Annotated in this window: 16 protein-coding genes; 12 read left to right on the top strand and 4 right to left on the bottom strand. The window is 59.8% G+C overall.

Translation table 11 applies throughout. The features are described from left to right. Positions 1-1,854, top strand: a 1,854-nt coding sequence (locus L2A60_RS14315) for a hypothetical protein (protein WP_235705116.1), incomplete at its 5' end; no start/stop codon positions are given. A gap of 390 nt (positions 1,855-2,244) precedes the next feature. Here the strand turns inward: L2A60_RS14315 and recD2 are convergent. Next, a complete protein-coding gene (recD2, locus tag L2A60_RS14310; protein WP_235705115.1) occupies positions 2,245-4,434 on the bottom strand; it encodes an SF1B family DNA helicase RecD2 in 2,190 nt (729 codons plus the stop codon). 4 nt (positions 4,435-4,438) lie between these two features. Continuing rightward, positions 4,439-4,624, bottom strand: a complete 186-nt coding sequence (locus L2A60_RS14305) for a hypothetical protein (RefSeq protein ID WP_235705114.1) — start codon at positions 4,622-4,624, stop codon at positions 4,439-4,441. Between the two features lie 539 nt (positions 4,625-5,163). Here L2A60_RS14305 and L2A60_RS14300 point away from each other — a divergent pair. The 6 genes from L2A60_RS14300 to rlxS all read left to right on the top strand — a co-directional run bounded on the left by L2A60_RS14300 (position 5,164) and on the right by rlxS (position 10,171). Further along, positions 5,164-5,499, top strand: a complete 336-nt coding sequence (locus L2A60_RS14300; protein WP_235705113.1) for a DUF736 domain-containing protein — start codon at positions 5,164-5,166, stop codon at positions 5,497-5,499. A gap of 204 nt (positions 5,500-5,703) precedes the next feature. Then, complete coding sequence (locus L2A60_RS14295) at positions 5,704-5,979, top strand: helix-turn-helix transcriptional regulator (RefSeq protein ID WP_235705112.1); 276 nt, start codon at positions 5,704-5,706, stop codon at positions 5,977-5,979. After that, positions 5,972-6,520, top strand: coding sequence for a S26 family signal peptidase (locus tag L2A60_RS14290; protein WP_235705111.1), 549 nt, complete (start codon positions 5,972-5,974; stop codon positions 6,518-6,520). Before L2A60_RS14295 ends, L2A60_RS14290 begins: the two co-directional genes overlap by 8 nt. Beyond that, positions 6,508-7,206: a lytic transglycosylase domain-containing protein gene (locus L2A60_RS14285; protein ID WP_329603584.1), complete on the top strand. Its 699-nt coding sequence runs from the start codon at positions 6,508-6,510 to the stop codon at positions 7,204-7,206. The genes L2A60_RS14290 and L2A60_RS14285 overlap by 13 nt, the downstream gene beginning before the upstream one ends. Then, the gene (locus L2A60_RS14280; RefSeq protein ID WP_235705109.1) at positions 7,203-7,802 is read left to right on the top strand and encodes a hypothetical protein; all 600 of its coding nucleotides are present in this window, start codon (positions 7,203-7,205) and stop codon (positions 7,800-7,802) included. The genes L2A60_RS14285 and L2A60_RS14280 overlap by 4 nt, the downstream gene beginning before the upstream one ends. Positions 7,803-8,182: 380 nt before the next feature. Further along, the gene (gene rlxS / locus L2A60_RS14275; RefSeq protein ID WP_235705108.1) at positions 8,183-10,171 is read left to right on the top strand and encodes a relaxase/mobilization nuclease RlxS; all 1,989 of its coding nucleotides are present in this window, start codon (positions 8,183-8,185) and stop codon (positions 10,169-10,171) included. A 367-nt stretch (positions 10,172-10,538) separates the two neighbouring features. Here the strand turns inward: rlxS and L2A60_RS14270 are convergent, their stop codons facing one another. Together L2A60_RS14270 and L2A60_RS14265 are read right to left on the bottom strand one after the other, a co-directional pair. Next, the gene (locus tag L2A60_RS14270) at positions 10,539-11,735 is read right to left on the bottom strand and encodes a CaiB/BaiF CoA transferase family protein (protein ID WP_235705107.1); all 1,197 of its coding nucleotides are present in this window, start codon (positions 11,733-11,735) and stop codon (positions 10,539-10,541) included. Beyond that, a complete protein-coding gene (locus L2A60_RS14265; RefSeq protein ID WP_235705106.1) occupies positions 11,732-12,895 on the bottom strand; it encodes an acyl-CoA dehydrogenase family protein in 1,164 nt (387 codons plus the stop codon). Before L2A60_RS14265 ends, L2A60_RS14270 begins: the two co-directional genes overlap by 4 nt. Before the next feature lie 84 nt (positions 12,896-12,979). On the opposite strand from L2A60_RS14265, the gene L2A60_RS14260 reads away from it, so the two are divergent. The 5 genes from L2A60_RS14260 to L2A60_RS14240 all read left to right on the top strand — a co-directional run bounded on the left by L2A60_RS14260 (position 12,980) and on the right by L2A60_RS14240 (position 18,307). Next, complete coding sequence (locus tag L2A60_RS14260) at positions 12,980-13,843, top strand: IclR family transcriptional regulator (RefSeq protein ID WP_235705105.1); 864 nt, start codon at positions 12,980-12,982, stop codon at positions 13,841-13,843. 118 nt (positions 13,844-13,961) lie between these two features. After that, positions 13,962-15,218 (top strand): MFS transporter, encoded by a 1,257-nt coding sequence (locus L2A60_RS14255; RefSeq protein WP_235705104.1) that lies wholly within the window; start codon positions 13,962-13,964, stop codon positions 15,216-15,218. Between the two features lie 185 nt (positions 15,219-15,403). After that, complete coding sequence (locus L2A60_RS14250; protein ID WP_235705102.1) at positions 15,404-16,165, top strand: TetR/AcrR family transcriptional regulator; 762 nt, start codon at positions 15,404-15,406, stop codon at positions 16,163-16,165. Continuing rightward, a complete protein-coding gene (locus L2A60_RS14245) occupies positions 16,162-16,806 on the top strand; it encodes an MFS transporter (protein WP_235705101.1) in 645 nt (214 codons plus the stop codon). The genes L2A60_RS14250 and L2A60_RS14245 overlap by 4 nt, the downstream gene beginning before the upstream one ends. Next, positions 16,739-18,307: a GMC family oxidoreductase gene (locus tag L2A60_RS14240; protein ID WP_235705120.1), complete on the top strand. Its 1,569-nt coding sequence runs from the start codon at positions 16,739-16,741 to the stop codon at positions 18,305-18,307. Before L2A60_RS14245 ends, L2A60_RS14240 begins: the two co-directional genes overlap by 68 nt. The last annotated feature ends 494 nt before the right edge of the window (positions 18,308-18,801 follow it).

Genomic DNA, 18,801 nt, shown 5'->3' with positions numbered 1-18,801 from the left:
GCTGAGGTTGGGATGGCAACCCAAACTTCTCAGACAGGAGACCGTCGCGTGAAGTGCGCCATCAACGGCGCCGCAAAATCAGCCGGAAATCACTACCGCAGAGCGGTTTTGTTCAATCCCCCCAGTCAAATGACGACACACCCTAGGTTACCGGTCAGGTGCCGTGCAGCCGTCGCCGCACTGCGATCTGAGCGACCCGATCTGCTGCGGGCTGCACTGGACGTGCTAACCGAAGTTCACGACGCGAAGCTCTATGTGCCCGCGCTCACGGCTGCCCTCGTTCCTAGGAGACTATATCCCCATCGTGGTATAATCTCCGAGTGGCTCGGAGCTAATGGCACAGAACAGCTTATGAACGCGATAGCGGATCACGGCGATGTAGCCTGGGGGACGTGGCTTCAGCAGATGGCGTTGTCAGACAAAGTTCCTATGCCAGTTGCAGTTGCCACGGCACTCGCCTGTGACGGCGGCCTGCCAGTGTGGACAATAAAGCATCTTATCACGTCGACCAGTTCGCAAAGCTGGCAATTTCGCGCTGTAGCAAATCGAGGGGTTAATTGTGCCTTCGCCGACTGGCTCGCGGAGCATTATGAACAATGTGTTGTCACGGTCGGAAACTCAGTTTGGCTTCACCTTAACAGGGTTCTTGTGGCCTGTGGCACAGACGAAACGTTTGAGCGCCTTCTTGCCCGCTTTCTAAAACTTCCCAGCGTTGCCCAGGAGACACTTTGCTTTGCGGTGGTAGATCGAGGAGAGCCATGGATTTCCCGTTTCCAGAAAGTGGCTTTCGCGGAGGGCTCTCCTCAACGCTACCATAAGCTTCTCGAAGTCGTTTCCCTAGAGATAGATGATGCGACTGCGTGGCGTTGGATTGCGGCTGGCCCAGCCGAACTGGGCTGGCAAGTGCTTATCAAGCGGCACGATGTGGCAGTAATACCGGAAATGCTGGCGGCTCTCCCCGCCACTTTTGCCAACCAGCACCTGATGCCGGCTCTATCAGCAATGCGCTTCATTGAAGATGCGCCTGAATCACTTGTTGACGAGCTTATGAAACGGCTCGATAGTCCAATGCAGCCGCGGGCCATGCAAGATGTCATCAGAGCACTCGGCGGTGTCCGACCGAAAGGGATCGAGGCCCTAATCTCGCTGATTATCTCGCAGTCGTTGGCAATGCCGATCTATTTCGTGGGGCAGGTATTGACGCTTCTCAGAGACTGGGAGAGGGAGAGCCAGCAGAAAATCCGGGTGCGAACAGCGCTCGGAGACGTATCCTTCGAGGACTGGATATTGTCTGCAAGGTTAGGTCAAGATTACAATGATAATCTCTATCGTCGCAGTCTGGCCGAGAATCGAAATCTGGCAGTAAAACTGGTCATGGGACCTTTCCGAGAGGATGAGAACGCCATCAAGGAAATCATCAGCCACATGCAACCATTCCCGAGTTACCATGAAGAATTGTATGATTTATTGATCTCTAGCCCGAGTCTCGCAGACTTGACGTTGAAGGTTTTCTCGGGAGGGTTTGATACCTTTCCCGAGTCGGTGCTGCTCCGGACTATCGACACGCAGGGAATTGAGTTCCACGCCCTGTTGAGGGCGCTGGCAACTGCAAGCTCGCCTTCGCATCTCACGTTGCACAAGGCGCTGTTGACGAAATTACTAAACTTACCGCTCGATTTGTTTGTGTATCGCGAAATGGCAAAGATTTTGCGTGTTCACACGTCGGCTGCACTGGCCGAGCTACTGAAAGAGACGATGCAGACGATGAGTACAAATGAGATGTGGCTTGTTCGTGAAATCGAGGTGGCGCGTGGGGAACTACTTGTCGATGAACGTGGGGAGTGGTTAGCTTAACGGCTTGCCAATACGGGTGATTGTTGCCACGCGACGGTCAACCTCACATATCCATACGCGCTGGCGACACGCGAGTTATATCCGCTGGTGGCGGTAGAATTGCCGTCCAGGGCGATCGTCCGGGCGGCAGCTTCGTCCCCGCTGCCGCGGCCAGGGCTGGCGCTGCAGGGCTCCGGAGGAATGGCCGGTTCGGGATTGGCGACCGACATTCTGAACGACGTCAATGGGCGCGAAGCTGCCGTTGGAAGACCTTCGACGGGCTTCCGCTTACCCCCTTCCTCGGTCGCCAGGATGAAATTGTGCGATGTTGGCTTTGCGGTCGCCAGCAGCCAAAGGGCGACAGAACCTACTCGACATTTACCAGATCGAGATCGGTGACTGGGTCAACGATCACCTACCCGTAGGCCGAAGCCATTCGCCGAGCTTCGACCATCGGCGCCGGCCGGCCACGTTGCGAACCGCGATGGCGAGGGCTTTGCGTTGTCCGACCAGGACGACAAGTCGCTTGCCGCGGGTGATGCCGGTGTAGAGCAGATTGCGCTGCAGCATCATGTAGTGCTGCGTCATCAGCGGGATCACCACGGCCGGATATTCCGATCCCTGGCTCTTGTGGATGGTCGCCGCATAGGCGGGCACGACCGCGTCGAGGTCGCCGAAGCCGTAGCTGACCGCGCGTCCGTCGAAATGAGCAACCAGTTCACCCTCGTCCGGATCGATTGTCGCGATATAACCGATATCACCGTTGTAGACCTCCCGGTCATAATCGTTCTCGATCTGCATGATCTTGTCGCCCGGCGCGAAGGTCCAGCCGAATTTCTCGATCTTGTTGTCGCCGGCCGGGTTGAGTGCCTTCTGCAGTTCGATGTTCAGCGCTCGCGCCCCAACCCCGCCGCGCGCCATCGGACAGAGCACCTGAATGTCGCGCACGGGATCGAGTTGGAAGCGGCGCGGAATGTGGGAGCGGACCAGATCGACGATGCGGCTGATCGCGGTCTCCGGATCCGCCGCCGGCACAAAATAGAAATCGCTCTGCGGATCCGGCCTGTCGAGATCGGGCATCTCGCCGCGGTTGATCCGATGGGCATTGATGATGATCCGGCTTGCGGCGGCTTGGCGGAATATTTCGGTCAGGTGCACCACCGGCATCGCGCCCGACCGGATGAAATCCGCCAGGACCTGGCCCGGACCGACGGAGGGGAGCTGATCGATGTCGCCGACGATCAGCAGGGCGGCCTGATCGGGCACCGCCTTGAGCAGCGCATGCATCAGGGGCACATCGACCATCGAGGTTTCGTCGATCACGAGCAGATCGCAGTCGAGCGGATGATCGGCACCGCGCCGGAAACCGCCGCCGCTTGGGTCGACTTCGAGCAGGCGATGGATGGTCTTCGCCTCGAAGCCGGTGGCCTCGCTCATCCGCTTGGCGGCCCGGCCGGTCGGCGCGCAGAGGAGCAGATTGACCGCCTTGGCGGCGAGGATGCGCAGGATCGCCCTGACGATGGTGGTCTTGCCGACGCCGGGGCCGCCGGTGATCACCAGCAGTTTGGAGGTCAGCGCGCCCCGGACGGCCGCGCGCTGGCTCTCCGCCAGATCCAGACCGATGCGCCCGGCGACCCAGGGCAAGGCCTTGTCACTGTCGATCGCGGGCCAAGGCGGTGGCCCGTGCCGGATCGCCCGGATCCGGGCGGCAATCCCTTGCTCGGCGCGATAAAGCCCCGCGAGAAAGACGCATTCGGTGTCGCCCACGCGATCGGCGATCACATTGGCGTCATCGAGTTCCAGGCCCAAGCCGGTCTCGACCAAATCCCCCGGCACCTCCAGCAATGCGGCGGCAAGGGTCCGCAATTCGCCGCGCGGCAGGCCGCAATGCCCGTCGTCCATCGCCTCGGTCAGGGCATAGCCAATGCCGGCCCGGACCCGGATCATCGCGGTCGTCTCGATCCCCAGCCTCATCGCGATGGCATCGGCGGTCCTGAACCCGATCCCCCGGATATCGCGCGCGAGCCGATAAGGATTTTCGCTCATGACCTGGACGGCATCCGCGCCATAGGTCTTGTAGATGCGCACGGCACGCGCCGTACCGACGCCGTTGCTGTGCAGGAAGACCATGATCTCGCGGATGACCTTCTGCGCGGCCCAGGCTTCGGCGATGCGCCGGGCCCGGACCGCGCCGATCCCCGCGACGTCACGCAGGCGCTCGGGTGATCCCTCGATGATGTCGAACACTGCTTCGCCGAAGCCGCGCACCAGTTTCTTCGCATAGACCGGTCCGATGCCGCGGATCATCCCCGAGCCCAGATAGCGCTCGATCCCTTCGCGACTGGTTGGGGCGGCCGTTTTCAGGAACCGTGCCTTGAACTGCGGGCCATGGGTGCGGTCGTTCACCCAGTCCCCCGATGCGGTGATCCATTCGCCGGCGGTGATCGCTGCCGCGTGACCGACGATGGTCAGCAGGTCTCGATGGCCGCGCGCCTTGACCCGCAGCACGCAGAAGCCGGTCTCGGCGTTGTGGAAGGTCACCCTCTCCACCAACCCGGCGACCACCTCGCGGACCTGCTGCGGGGTTGAGACTGCATCCATGACGCTACACTGCATCGGAAACCGGCTGCTTGGCGAGGCCGGTACTGTTCAAAGGGCTCGTCCATCGCGCTTGTGGCAAGCCGAGAGTTATTGCGTTTGGCGCCAGTTCGCGGCCGTTGAAGGACTCGACAACCTGCGGCGGGATCACGCCGCTCCCGATCTCATCGAGCCCGAGCAGGAGGAGCGACAAGGGGCAAATCCGCCGTCCAACAGAGGGCAATGACATCCCCAGCGGGGTCGCCCATCTTCCAAGACGCGTTCGATGAGAGTTGGCAGATCACGCCACTGCCGCGGATGCATCCGTCACAGGCGCACCAGTGTCGCTCGTCTGCTTGAGCCCGGATTGGGCTTCTTTCGGAGATCAAACTGGGCGACGAAGTGATCTGCCACGCCGGGTTTGCAGCATCCGCTCCGACGTGATCGGACATTCGTGGCGGTGCGGGAGATAGGCCGGTGGTCGCCTTTATCGGCGAATCGCAAGTCCATTCCTGCATGTCTTCGGGGGCGCTAGATCCCGCAGGCACCCCCGCCAACCCGTCCGGCGGAAGAATTTCCCCGGCCCGCGAGCGGGCCTCCTCGCGGGCGCTGCGCTCCAAATTCTCCCGCCTCCCAGGTCCTCCGCCGCGCTCCGGCCGCTCGCGCGCTCGCGGTGTCGGCGGCGCCTTTGCGGTCTCTCAGCGCGAGACATCGCAGGGATGATCCTCGCGATCGATCAAAGGAGACCACGTCATGGCTATCACCCTCGGAACCTTCACCAAAACCGACACCGGCACCTTCACCGGCACCCTCAAAACCCTTCACGTGGCGGCCGCACTCACCATCGTCCCGGTCGACAAACTGTCCGAAAACGCACCTGATCATCGGGTCTTTGCCGGACAGCGCCACGAGGTCGGCGCCGGCTGGAGCCAGGTCGCCAAGTCCAGTGGCGAGACCTATCTGAACCTCAAGATCGGCGCGCCGGAGTTTGGGCCGAACTGGGTCCGCTGTCGCCTGGTCAAGCTCGAACGCGCCAGCGAGGACGGCGCCACCCACATCGCCCTCTGGGAGCCGCGCGACCGGAATTGACGCCAACGCCCCGTCGCGAACCATCGCGGCGGGGCTTTCTTTCTTCCGTGTCATCGCAATTGCGAGATCATTTCGCCGCGGGGATCGATTTGAGGAGGGGTCAGTTTTCGAGCGTCCCGAACCGCGCTGTTCCATGCCCATTCTGGTCCGTGATGCCGCGAGCGACGCCGTCGCCGCCCACATCGGCACAATGGGGATTCGATCATGGACGACGAGATCAAACGCGCGAACGACGCCAAAAAAGGCAGCCCTTTTCTCAACACGGCCCAGGCCGCGTATTACGTCGGGCTGTCCGGCCGCGCACTCGAGAAGATGCGCCGCCAGGGGCGCGGCCCGCGCTTTCGTAAGCACGGCCGTTATGTCCGTTACCATATCGCCGATCTCGACGCCTGGTCGGAATCGAGCGGGCGGACCGTGACAGAAGGCGCGGTGGCGCCCCCACAGTCGGGGCCGGCGGGGCAGGGGGGACCACATGCCTGAGCCCGCCTTTTTCCGGCCCCGCCACTGTCGCGGGCGCTTTCACCGGCGTAGATTCCTTGCCGTCGGAGCGCTCGGGCTCGGCCTGATCGGTGTCGTCGTGCTGGCCAAGCCACGCCCGCTCGTCATCTACAATGCGAGCGCCAGCGCCCCGATCGGCTTCTATCGCGTGCTGCCCTTGACCGCCCTCTGGAAGGGCGAACTCGTGCTGGTCAGCACGCCCAGATCGGTGCGCCAACTGGCCGCCGAACGCGACTATCTGCCGGCATCCGTGCCGCTGGTGAAGCGGATCGAAGCGCTTGGTGGCGATACGGTCTGCGCCCATGATCGTGACGTCACCATCAATGGGCACTATGTCGCCCGCCAGCTCGCCGCGGATAGTCTTGGGCGCCCGTTACCCGACTGGTCCGGCTGCCAAACGCTCGGACCACATCAGGTTTTCTTGCTCATGAAAGGCGTGCCGGACTCCTTTGACGGCCGGTATTTCGGTCCAGTCCCGACACGGTCGATCATCGGCAGACTGCTACCGTTGTGGCGCCGGTAACGCGGCTGACGCTGGCGGGTTTGATCGTGGGATTGGTGCTGAGACCGTCGATCGCCGTCGCCGGATCGGCACCAGTCCAGCACGCGATCGCTAAATCGCCACTCGATCGCTGGCAGGGATTCATCGACAAAGCATCACGGCGCTTTGGTGTCCCGGAAGCCTGGATTCGCATGGTGATGCGCGCCGAAAGCGGTGGCCACACCATGCTCGACGGCCGCCCGATCACGTCACCTGCCGGCGCCATGGGTCTCATGCAGCTGATGCCGAAGACCTATGCCGCGCTGCGCGTCCGCTACGGTTTGAACGCCGGCCCGTATGATCCAAAGGACAACATTCTGGCCGGAACGGCTTATCTGCGCGAACTCTATCAGCGCTTCGGCTATCCCGACTTGTTCGCCGCGTACAATGCCGGACCTACCCGGTTCGCCGCTTTTCTTGATGCGCACCAGCCGCTTCCCACGGAGACAAGAACCTATATCGCGCGACTCGGTGGGCCCGCCTTGATGGCGCCGGGAACCAGCATGGCCATGTCAGGAACCCGATTGTTCTTCCAGCTCCGCGCCCCCGAGGTCAGGGACAATGGCAATGGCAGAGCAAAACCAGCGCTATTCGCGTCGTCGTCATTGGCACCGTCGTCACACGGTCTGTTCGTGTCACTGAACATCGTCCCGGAACGCAAACCATGAGCGTGCTCGAGAACCCTCCGCGGCTTGCGTGGGGGAGGGATGCCTCGTCTCGGTCATCCCACTGTACCAGCCAGGACGAAGCGCCCGTCAAGGATGTGTGGTTCCCCCAAAATGCTGCGCATTTCGGCTCCCCCACGCCCCGCTGCGCGGCGCCTGCGGCGTCCCTGACCGCCGCCTCGCCGGCTGAGCCTGAGGGCCTGTCCTCAATCAAGGGGACAGCAAACCCGGAGGGACAGATGATCATCAATCACGCACATCAGCACGCGGAATTCGACCGATATCCAGCACTGCTCCACGACCTGGCGCATGAGTTTGGGCGCGAAGGAATCGTCGCCACGGCGGCACGGATTATCGAGGCGGAACAAGCGGATTTTCACTGGGACGGGCGCATCGCGGAGCAAAATATCGGTGATTTCGAGAACTTTGATGGTAACGAACAGACGTTCGAGCGCGTTGCAATCTTGGGCTATTTCCAAGGCCATTACTACACGGCGATCTGCATTGTGGATGACGCGCGGCGCGTTCGCTGGATGACCGACTTGCACATTTTTGACGGCTTCGAAACGGCGGAACGCGCCTTCGGGGCAGGGGAGTAACGCGCCCTTTTTCGGTCCGGAAGCGGTGGTCCGAGACACCGCTTCCGGCCGTCGGCTGGTTGCACGTCATCGGCATCTGTCTCAACCGAGATGACCAGGCAAGGACAACAGGGTGTAGAGGGGCGCGGGTAGGGTCGGGTGTTGATGAAAATCGCGTTAGGGCAAGATTAAAGGCCTGTCTCTACGCGACATCTACCCCTTTGTCTGCACATCCTAATTGATGGAGATAGCGGCGCTGCCCATGGAGACTAAATTCTACAAGTCGTTGATCTGTGGCCGTCAGAGGGAGACTCCTTGCGTTGTCGGAGTGGCTGCTGTTTGCTGTGCCCCCCGGCATTCCAGAACCGGCCGTTGCCCGACCCAACCATTGAGGCGTGACCATGATGCGCGACGACGATTTTAATCCGAAGATCGGCAGGATACGCTCGCAGGGCACCAAGCGCAGCCGTAAATATCTTCATCGCGTGTTGCATGCGGTCGCCTTTGCCGGTGGCTCCCCACGCGGCGGTTCGTTACCGCGTCGCGGCACGTTCCATGGCAGCCAGATCGGGCGTGGCGCCAGCATCGGCCGGATGCTGGCCACGCGCGACCGCTACGCCGCATTCCGCAGTCGCCGCGCTATCGTGAAATCCCGCATCGTCAAGCTCGCTGGCAATGGCGTCAAAGCCGCGCTGGCGCATCTGCGCTATATCCAGCGCGATGGTGTCACCCGCGAGGGTGAACCCGGCCGGCTGTATGATGCCCAGCAGGATCGTGCCGACGGCAAGGCATTCATCGCTCGTGCCGATGGCGACCGGCATCAGTTCCGGTTCATCGTGTCCGCCGAGGATGGTGACGAGTACGAGGATCTGAAGCCGCTGACCCGCCGGCTGATGGCGCAGATGGAAGAAGACCTCGGCACCAAGCTCGATTGGGTCGCGGTCGACCACTACAACACCGGCCATCCCCACACCCACATCATCGTGCGCGGCAAGGACGATACCGGCCGCGACCTGATCATCGCTCGCGAATACATCGCCCAGGGGCTGCGCGAGCGGATGGCGGAACTCATCAGCCTCGATCTGGGGCCGCGCACCGATCTGGAAATCGAAAACCGGCTGCGCCGCGAGGTCGAGCAGGAGCACCTGACCAGTATCGACCGCGGGCTGCTGCGCGGTGCGGACGACGATGGCATGGTGCGGGCGACCGGACGGGATGCTTTCGAGCAGAGTTTGCGGGCCGGCCGGTTACAGAAGCTCAGGCATCTCGGCATGGCGGCGGAAACAGCACCCGGCCAATGGCAGCTTGCCGAGGGGGTGGAGGACGCACTCCGCCGCATGGGCGAGCGGGGCGACATCATCAAGGCGATGCACCGCGATCTCATCGAGAAGGGTGTTGCGCGCGCCGCCTCGGATTACATCATCTATGATCCGTCCGATCCGGAGACGCGGCCGATCATCGGCCGCCTCGTCCGGCGCGGCCTCGCCGATGAGATCGACGACCGCCATTATCTGATCGTCGACGCGGTGGACGGCCGGACCCATTATGTCGAGATCGGCAAGGGCGAGGCGACCGATCCTACCCCGGAAGGCGGCATCATCACCGTCACGCCGAAGCGGGCCGAGCCGCGTGCGGTGGATCGCACCATCGCGGAAATCGCGGCGGCGAATGGAGGGCGCTACGATGTCGATATCCATCTGCGGTACGATCCGACCGCCAGCGCCGATTTCGCAGAGACCCATGTACGCCGGCTCGAAGCAATGCGGCGGCTGACCGGGACGGTGGAACGCCAACCGGACGGCACTTGGACCATCGCGCCGGATCATCTGCAGCGCGCGACGGCTTACGAGCGTCGGCTGACGAAAGATGCGCCAGTCATGGTGCAGACGCTATCTGCCTTCCCGCTCGACCGGCAGTTCGGCGCTGACGGTGCTACCTGGCTCGACCGGGAATTGGTCGCGGATACGCCCGTGCCGCTGCGCGACGGTGGCTTCGGCCGCGACGTGCGGGATGCGCTCGCCCGGCGCCGGCAATGGCTGGTTGAACAGGAGCTTGCCCGCGACGAGCAGGACCGAACCATCTACCGCGCCAATATGCTGGGCATTCTACAGCGGCGGGAATTGACCCGCGTTGTCGGCCAGCTTTCGGGCGAGCTGGGCCTCGATTACGCCGAAGTTCGGCCGGGCGAGCGGATCGAGGGCATCTATCGCCGGTCCCTCGACCTGGTAAGCGGCCGGTTCGCTGTCATCGAGAAGAGCCGTGAGTTTACGCTGGTGCCCTGGCGGCCGGTGCTGGAACGCAGCCTCGGCAAGCAGGTCGCCGGCATCGTACATGGAGAGACGATTTCCTGGGCGCTGGGGCGGCAACGGGGTGGGCCGTCGGTATCGTAGAGGTCGGCACCTGGTCTACACAGGCGCCGTTTCGAGTAGGACGGTCGACGGCTGGGCTGTTTTCCGCACCAGAAGCCAGCCATCACCACCCAGTTCAGTGGCCGTCGCGCTCGTCCGAGTGCGACTACGCTCCGAGTGATGTCATGACCTGGCTACGGTATGCACACATCTCTTTGCGGCAAAGAATCAACCCGAAAAAATTTCGCCGAAGCCAGATTAAAGTACATGATCTGAAGTGCTCATAATAGAGAACACATAACGGGATCAAATCGGAATATCGGTTACAATCCGTTGATTTACATACATTTTATGAAATGTGTGAATCCCGTAGCATGACCTGGTCATGCGCTGACGCCGGCGATCGAACTCAGATGACCCCTTTTTCGGACAATTGTTCGACGATGTTTCGATTCAAACCGAGCCAATTTTCATAAACCTCGGTGTTATCAAATCCGATCGACCGTCCCGAGGACTTTATGCAGCCCGGTTCGGTGGTGAAGCGTGGCACGACATTCTGCATGCGCACTGTTCCAAAGTCCTCATCGGGCACGGCCGTGATGGCATTTCGAGCCTCGAAATGCGGATCCGCAAAGATCTGATCTATGGAATAAACTGGGGCAAGAGTTCCTTGTGCTTCTCGAAAAGCGCCAAGCGCGTCTTCAAGGCAATGGGAGGTGAACCACTCCGAAAAGATCGCATTCAATTCCGAGCTCCCCTCCGTCCTCAGTGCATTTGTCGCAAAACGCGGATCGACGATCAGATCGCTTCGACCGATGGCTTTGCAATTATTGGCGTAGAGCGCGTTCGTCGATCCGGCCAGAGTAACCCAGTGACCGTCGCCGGTCCGGAAAATGCCGGCAGGAGCGGAATATTGATTCCTATTTCCCGAGCGTTTACGCACCACGCCCAGCTGATCATATTCGATGGCAAGGAAATCCAGAAGCCGAAGAGTGGCCTCCGTCAAGGAAAGATCAATCTCCTCGCCGGGCGCCTCAGGGTCTTGGACACGTTTCCAGAGGGCGGCAAGAATTCCGGCGGCGCCGAAAAGACCGCCGATTGCGTCGCCCAACGGATATCCTGAATGCATCGGCTCTCCGTCGGTTTCTCCGGTGATGTAAGTGAGGCCCCCCATCGCTTCGAAGATGCGGGCGAACCCGGGACGATTCCGGTATGGGCCGGTTTGACCGAAACCCGTGGCGCGCAGAATAACTAGGCGGGGTTGTAATCGCCATAGCTCGGCAGCCGGCAATCCCCAACGATCCAGAGTGCCCGGCCGGAAATTCTCCACCAGAACATCGAAACGCGGAATCAATTGCTTAAAGATTTCGACTCCTTCGGATTTTCTTAGATCGAGCGTGATAAATTTCTTGTTGCGGTTCGCAACCTTCCACCAAAGCGACTTTCCATCCTTAAATGGTGGAAACCCACGGGCACCGTCTCCGGTTCCCGGCATCTCTACTTTCAGCACCTCAGCGCCGAAATCGGCCAGTAAGGAGGCGGAGAACGGCGCGGCTATAATGGTCGAAATATCGAGAACTTTTAATCCGGTCAGAGGGCCGCTCATAGTCTGGCTACCTCCTCTCGCAGAAGGCGTTTGGCGATGTTGAGCAGATGAATTTGGCTTGTACCTTCGTAGATGCGAAAAGCGCGGACATCGCGATAAAAGCGCTCGATCCCCCGGCCCTTTACATACCCCTGCCCGCCAAAGATTTGTACGACCTTGTCGGCAACGCGGCCGCACATCTCAGTGGAGAAATACTTGCACATGGAGACGTCCATCGTGATATCTTCGCCGCGATCGCGCTTGCGTGCCGTTTCAAGAATCAAAGCCTTAGCGGCCTCGATATCGACTTTGCATTCAGCAAGCATGGCCTGAATCAGTTGGAACTCCGCGATTGGCTTTCCGAATTGCTGACGTTGTTTTGCGTACCGGACGGCATCCTCCAACATCCGAATGGCGGGACCCGTGCAAAGCGCAGAAAGATTGACGCGCTGCTTGTTGAGGGCCTTCATCACCGTCTTGAAGCCACGTCCCGCTATGCCGCCGATAATTGCCTCCGCTGGCACTTTGCAGTTCTCGAGGTAGACTTCACCAATTGGTGCCCCTTCCTGGCCCATTTTTGGAGTTGAAGGACCGGTCGTCAGACCCGGTGCGCCACGCTCGATCAAAAAGGCACTTACACCTGATGCACTGGAATCATTCAGGTCGGTACGCGCGAAAACGGTGAACAAATCCGCAATCGGCGCGAGCGTAATGTAACACTTGGCGCCGTTGAGGACATAATAGTTGTTGCCGCTCGGAACAGCGGTCGTTTTCAATGCGGTAGCGTCGGAACCAGCCTCGGATTCGGTCAGGGCAAGACATCCTATAGTTTCCCCCGAAGCCAGTTTCGGAAGAAACCGCATCTTCTGCTCCTCGGTTCCATCCTGAATCAACGATTCGGAGCCGATACCGGCATTGGTACCGAGATGCACGCGATACGCGACGGAGCATTGCGACAGTTCGATGAACGCAAGTGCAAGTTCTTCGGTGGTGAGACCGGCGCCGCCATATTCTTCAGGAATACTCCAGCCGAAGCAGCCGAGACGGCGGCCTGCTTCCACAATGTCCGCGGGCACCACGTCGAGTGCTTCGACGCGGTCTTCGTTCGGAATTGCCACCTCCCTGACGAACGTTCTGATGCGGGTTTGCAGCTCTGCGAGTTTTTCCTGATTTCTAATCAAGGCTTGCCCTCCAAATGCGATTGCCGCCGGAGCCAATTATTCCGACATATTGACAGATTTGGTCTATAGATTTAATTTATCAAAATGACAACCAAAAATATCTTAAAACCACTCAACGAGTCGGCTTCTTCATTCCAAGTTGTGCGGCGAGGCGGCGAGGAACCGGCCGACCAATCCTTCGCAACAACCCTAGCTCATGGCCTGGACGTCCTGTCGGCGTTTCGTGCTGAAGAGGGAGCGCTCTCGAATAGGGAGCTGGCGGAACGAACCAGCCTGTCGCGACCGACCGTATCGCGGCTCACACACACGCTGGAAGTGCTGGGATATCTGAAGCGCGACGCCAACGGGTTGTACAAACTTGGAAGTCGCGTTCTGAGTATCGCCTATCCGCTATTGGCGCGCCTCAGAATCAGGCAGCTGGTCCGGCCGCTGATGAAAGATTTCGCCGCTTTCACAGGTGGCACCGTATCCATTGCTATGCCGCTTGGCATCAACTGCATTTATGTCGAGACGATACGGACGACCGATGTGAGTTCTCACGTACCGGAAACGGGCTTTACGATCTCGATGGCGTTGACGGCGGTTGGTCGTTCGCTCCTCTCCTTGTATTCGGACGCAGAGTTCTGCACTTACCGCGACGCGGCGATGAACGATGATGCGACTACCTGGAGCCACGTCGCGTCCAATATCGAAAGTGGGATCGCGTCATGCCGTGACAGAGGATTTTGTCTGTCGCTGGGCGAGTGGAGGTCCGACATCTACGGTGCCGCAGCGCCCCTTTTTCGCACTCCCGACGGAGATTGCTTTTCCGTAAACTGCGGGATTCCTGCGTTCCGCTTCACAGCCGATGCAGTTGAGCGTGAATGTGGGCCACGGATTGCTGCGCTGGCGCAGAGTATTCGTTCATTGGCAGCCGACCAGACCCGTGTGGGCGTCGCTTCCGTATAGCCTTCTTTCGTCGTCCTGAATTCAGATCCGCTACCAAACCAATAAGCAAAACACGGAGGACCGAATGTCTAGAATGTCAAGGAAGCAAACGATCATTGTTTGTCTTCTGGCGTTGTTCATGGCAATCAATTTCGCCGATAAGGCCGTAATTGGGCTATCCGCTGTACAAATTATGGGAGAGCTCCATCTTAAGCCGGCTGAATTCGGATTGCTCGGCAGTAGTTTCTTTCTGCTTTTTTCCGTGTCTAGCCTAGCGATAGGTTTTTTGGCAAACCGGATAAAAAGCTATTACATCATCGCGGGTTTGGCGCTCGTCTGGTCGGCTGCTCAACTGCCGATAGCTTTTTTTGCGTCGTTTCAAATTCTGCTTCTATCGCGCATCGCGCTGGGGGCGGGTGAGGGCCCTGCATTCCCGATGGCATTACACGCAGCCTACAAATGGTTTCAAAATGATAATAGGAATATACCCACGGCGGTCGTCCAGCAGGGCGTTAATGTCGGGTTGATGCTTGCCGGTCCGATCCTGACTTTTTTCATTGTCCGCTATGGCTGGCATTCTGCGTTCCTTTTTCTCGGTGTTCTCGGAATGGCGTGGACGATTGCGTGGATGTTGTTGGGAGGGGAAGGCGCGGTCAATGACACCACGGTGCTAAAGTCATCTTATGACAGAAGTCATGTCGCGCTACGCGTTCTTCTGTTCGACAAAACCTCATTGTCGTTGGTGCTCATCTATTTCATCGAGTATTCCGCGATCGCGTTGTACTTTACGTGGTTGCCGTCGTATCTTCATCTTGGGTTGAAATTTTCCGAGGTCCAGACCGGATGGTTGTTTGCGATCATTTCAGGTTCGTGGATTCCGATGAACCTGATACTGGCAGACGTTTCCCGTCGTTTGAAGGCAGCCGGATATTCCTCACGGGTGGCCCGAGGCATCGTGTGTAGCGCAACTCCAGCAATCGGAGGGATCGTTTTCATGATGCTTTCCTTGCCGTTAAGTTCAGTGAGCAAGGTGTTTTGTCTGGCTATCGGCGGCGTCCTGACCCAGACGATATTCATGTTCGGGCCGCTCATACTGGGTGAAATATGTCCTGAAACTCAACGTGGCGGGATTTTCGGCATTCTCAGTTCAATCGGAACGTTGGGCGGTATCATTGCCCCCTTCGTCATGGGGCATATCATCCAATCCGCCATCGGGACATCGGCCAGCGGCTATCAGAATGGGTATTTGTTGCTTGGCGCCCTTCTTGTAGCGATCGGAGTTTTTGGATTGCTGTTCGTGAATCCAGAAAAATCATTGGCAAGATTTAGCCATCTTTCAAAGGAATATCCGGAATCCGCCGGTCTGAAATCACTCTCTGAAGTTGGGCGTGGGTAACCAAATCCCTCCGCGCGGCTGGTCGGACACATATAGAGTGGATTAGTTGGGGCCATCCCTCGCGCCGCGACCTTGTATTCGGTTAGGTCCATGCGGGAGCCTCCGTGGCCTAATTTCTCACCGGCGTGGAAACGGCAAAATTAAATCACTTGACTTAATTAGTGCGACGCGGCCATGATAGAAAGGTGAGGAAACGACAGATACTGGCAAAGCCCGATACCAAGGTGCGGCTGTTGCGCAGCGCCGAGGAGCTATTCGTCGCCCATGGGATCGACGCCGTTTCGATGCGCGAGATCAATCGTCATGCCGGCCAGCGCAATGCCTCTTCGCTGCATTACCATTTCAAAAGTCTGATCAACCTGTTGGAAGCGCTGATCGACTGGCGCATGCCGCCGGTCGATCAACGGCGGGTTACGCTGATGCAGAGCTACGCCATGGCGCCACAGGACGAGCGGCTGCAGCGGCTGGCAGAGGCGGTGGTGTTGCCGCTCGCCGAAACGATCGCTGAGACCGGTCCGCCCAATCTCTGGGTACGGCTACATGCGCGTATCTATCAGACCGACAGTTTCGATTTCGCAGCGACCTTCCACGCGAAAGCCTATGATCGCGGGTTGTTGCTCGTGCGCAAGGCGATGCGTCAGTTGCATCCGGATGCGCCGCGTCTGAGCCTCGATCAGCGGCTGATGCTCGCCGTGAGGCTTGCGGTTTACGCGCTCGCCGATTGGCAGCGCGGCGTGTTGCCCCGCCAGAGCCTGGTCGCGGTCGACGATTTTGAGGTGTTTCTCGGCAATCTGCTTGGCATGATCGGCGCCGCGCTGACCGCGCCCCTGCCGCTACCCTCCATGGACGTTGCTGATGCAGCCGTGTCGGCTCCCCCCGCACTGACGAAGCGTAGCGCGGGATCGGCGGCGTCACGGCGGTGTCAACAGGGAGCAACCAAAGGATGAGCACGACCGCGAAAGAGGCGACCGGCGCGACCTTGGCGCAAGAGATTTACCCGCCACGCGGCCGCGCGATCTTCGTCTGCATCATCCTGTCCCTCGGTTATATGCTTGCTTTTACCGACCGCACCGTGGTCGCGCTGCTGGTGATTCCTATCGAGCACGATCTCAGCTTGACCGACCTGCAGATTGGGCTACTGCAAGGCACGGCGTTCGCGGTTTTCTACTCGCTGTTCGGCTTACCGATCGCCTGGGCGGTAGATCGGCTCGACCGCCGCCTGATCGTTGCTTTCGGCGTGCTGATCTGGAGCGCGATGACCTGCATCGGCGGGCTCAGCACAAGCTTCCTGCAATTCTTTCTGGCCCGCGTCGGCGTCGGCGTCGGGGAGGCAACGATCCTGCCGGGCGCCACTTCGATGCTCGCCGATTATTTCCCGCCGGCGAGCCGCGGGCGCGCACTCGGCGCCTTCGCCTCGGGAATCTATTTCGGCAGCGCGCTGGCGCTGATCGGCGGCGGGCTGATCCTGCATCGACTGGCCGGACGCATGACCAACCTGGCCGGGCTCGGCCGGCGCTGTTATCGCCAACCGGCTTTCCGCCGATCCGAACACCAGTGTATGCCTGCTGGAAGCCGGCAAACCCGATAATTCGCTGCTGATCGACACGCCGCTTGGCGTTGCCGGCCTACTGAAATTCAAGACCTATAACTGGTATTACTACACTGAGTCGCAGGAACGGTTGAACGGACGCAAGCTCTACTGGCCGCGCGGCAAGACGCTCGGCGGCTCGTCCTCAATCAACGCCATGGTCTATATACGTGGCAACCCACGCGATTACGACGAGTGGGAAAGTCTGGGCGCGCCGGGCTGGGGCTGGGATCAGATGTTTCCCATGTTCAAGCAGCTTGAGCGTAACGAGCGGGGCGCGAGCGCTTTCCACGGTGGCAGCGGCGAGATGAACGTGACGGATCTTAGCGATCCAAATCCGCTTACGGCGGCCTTCATCAAGGCAGGGGTCGAGGCAGGGCTGACTGCGAATGGCGATTTCAACGGTGCCGATCAGGCGGGGATTGGCTTGTTTCAGGTCACCCAGCGTGGCGGCAAGCGGTTCTCCACGGCGCGGGCCTTTCTTGATCCGATTAGGACGCGCGCCAATCTGACGATCCGAACCGGGGCCCATGTCACGCAGGTTCTGTTCGAGGGTAAGCGGGCAACGGGCGTCGAGGTTCGCATGCCCGACGGTATCCAGCGTTTGGCGGCGCGGCGTGAAGTGGTGCTGTGCGGCGGTGCGATCAACTCGCCGCAACTCCTACTGCTCTCCGGCATCGGCCCGCGTGCGGAACTGGCACGGCACGGCATTCCGCTGGTGCATGAGCTTCCCGGCATCGGACAGAATTTGCAGGATCATCTCGATGTCACGGTGATCACCAAGGACCAGACCGGAAACTCGATTGGGTTTGCCGCCAACACGCTGCCGCGTGCGCTGAAGGCGTTCTTCGAATATCGCAAATCCGGTACCGGCATGTTCCAGTCGAACGCCGCCGAGGCCGGCGGTTTCGTATGCCTTACGCCGGAATCGGAACGTCCCGAAATCCAGTTTCATTTTCTGCCGAGCCTGCTGCGCGATCACGGTCGTAAGCGCACGTGGGGTCACGGTATGACACTGCATTGCTGCCAACTGAGGCCGAGAAGCCGCGGCCATATCGGGCTGAAATCGGCCGATCCCTTTGTCGATCCGCTGATCGAACCCAATTACCTGAGTCATGATGACGATGTGCAGGAGCTACTCGCCGGACTCAAGCTGGGCCGCAGGATCATGAGCGCGCCGAGCATGCGGGCGATCACCGGCGGGGTGGAATTCGATCCGGGGCCGAAGCGCCAGTCCGATGCTGAGTTGATCGACTTCATCCGCGAGACGGCGGAGACGATCTATCATCCGGTCGGAACCTGCAAGATGGGCCAGGACGATATGGCGGTGGTGGACAACCGGCTGCGCGTTCACGGGGTGACCGGGCTGCGCATCGCCGATGCCTTGATCATGCCTCGAGTGATCACTGGCAACACCAACGCGCCGACCATGGTCATCGGCGAAAAAGCCGCGCGTGACATCGTTGCCGACCGCAATGCACCGGCCGCCGAGATGGCATAGCAACCTATAGTGAGTGCAGGGGTGATGGATATGATTTACGTCGACTCTTCAAACGTCGATCAGCTCGGCGTCGCCAGATACACGAACGAGATCCAAATGATCTTCGCTGCGGGCACCCTACATATATTCGAAGGTTCGCTGGATGTGTGGCAACGATGCCGGGACGGCTTCGTTGACGGACACATTGATCGATCATGAACTCAAGGCGGAGGGTTGCCCCTACCGCAAGGCATTAGATCAGGTTGTTATCGACGACCGTTTCGTGCGAACTCGAGATGACCAACATCTGTCGAGCGTCATGTCTGGATCTTCCATAGGCACTGCCTTGGGATGAGCGGTTTTCGCAGACGAGTTTTTTGTCGTGCATCGGAGTGGGGCGCAAGGCGCGATCGTCGACAAATTCAGAGGAGGCATGCCATGACCGTCCAGGCATGATCGATTACGTTGGAATCTGCGCGCAATCGATCGGGCGCACATAGACGTAGGCCGGCGTA

Origin of the sequence: Acidiphilium iwatense (assembly GCF_021556475.1) — a bacterium.
GTDB lineage: Bacteria > Pseudomonadota > Alphaproteobacteria > Acetobacterales > Acetobacteraceae > Acidiphilium > Acidiphilium iwatense.
This window is presented reverse-complemented; position numbering and strand designations above follow the sequence as displayed.

What these genes read in the sequence shown, in the direction of transcription:
- recD2 (WP_235705115.1), bottom strand. Translation starts at nt 4,434, where the DNA reads ATGGATGCAGTCTCAACCCCGCAGCAGGTCCGCGAGGTGGTCGCCGGG.
- L2A60_RS14300 (WP_235705113.1), top strand. Translation starts at nt 5,164, where the DNA reads ATGGCTATCACCCTCGGAACCTTCACCAAAACCGACACCGGCACCTTC.
- L2A60_RS14295 (WP_235705112.1), top strand. Translation starts at nt 5,704, where the DNA reads ATGGACGACGAGATCAAACGCGCGAACGACGCCAAAAAAGGCAGCCCT.
- L2A60_RS14290 (WP_235705111.1), top strand. Translation starts at nt 5,972, where the DNA reads ATGCCTGAGCCCGCCTTTTTCCGGCCCCGCCACTGTCGCGGGCGCTTT.
- L2A60_RS14280 (WP_235705109.1), top strand. Translation starts at nt 7,203, where the DNA reads ATGAGCGTGCTCGAGAACCCTCCGCGGCTTGCGTGGGGGAGGGATGCC.
- rlxS (WP_235705108.1), top strand. Translation starts at nt 8,183, where the DNA reads ATGATGCGCGACGACGATTTTAATCCGAAGATCGGCAGGATACGCTCG.
- L2A60_RS14270 (WP_235705107.1), bottom strand. Translation starts at nt 11,735, where the DNA reads ATGAGCGGCCCTCTGACCGGATTAAAAGTTCTCGATATTTCGACCATT.
- L2A60_RS14260 (WP_235705105.1), top strand. Translation starts at nt 12,980, where the DNA reads ATGACAACCAAAAATATCTTAAAACCACTCAACGAGTCGGCTTCTTCA.
- L2A60_RS14255 (WP_235705104.1), top strand. Translation starts at nt 13,962, where the DNA reads ATGGCAATCAATTTCGCCGATAAGGCCGTAATTGGGCTATCCGCTGTA.
- L2A60_RS14245 (WP_235705101.1), top strand. Translation starts at nt 16,162, where the DNA reads ATGAGCACGACCGCGAAAGAGGCGACCGGCGCGACCTTGGCGCAAGAG.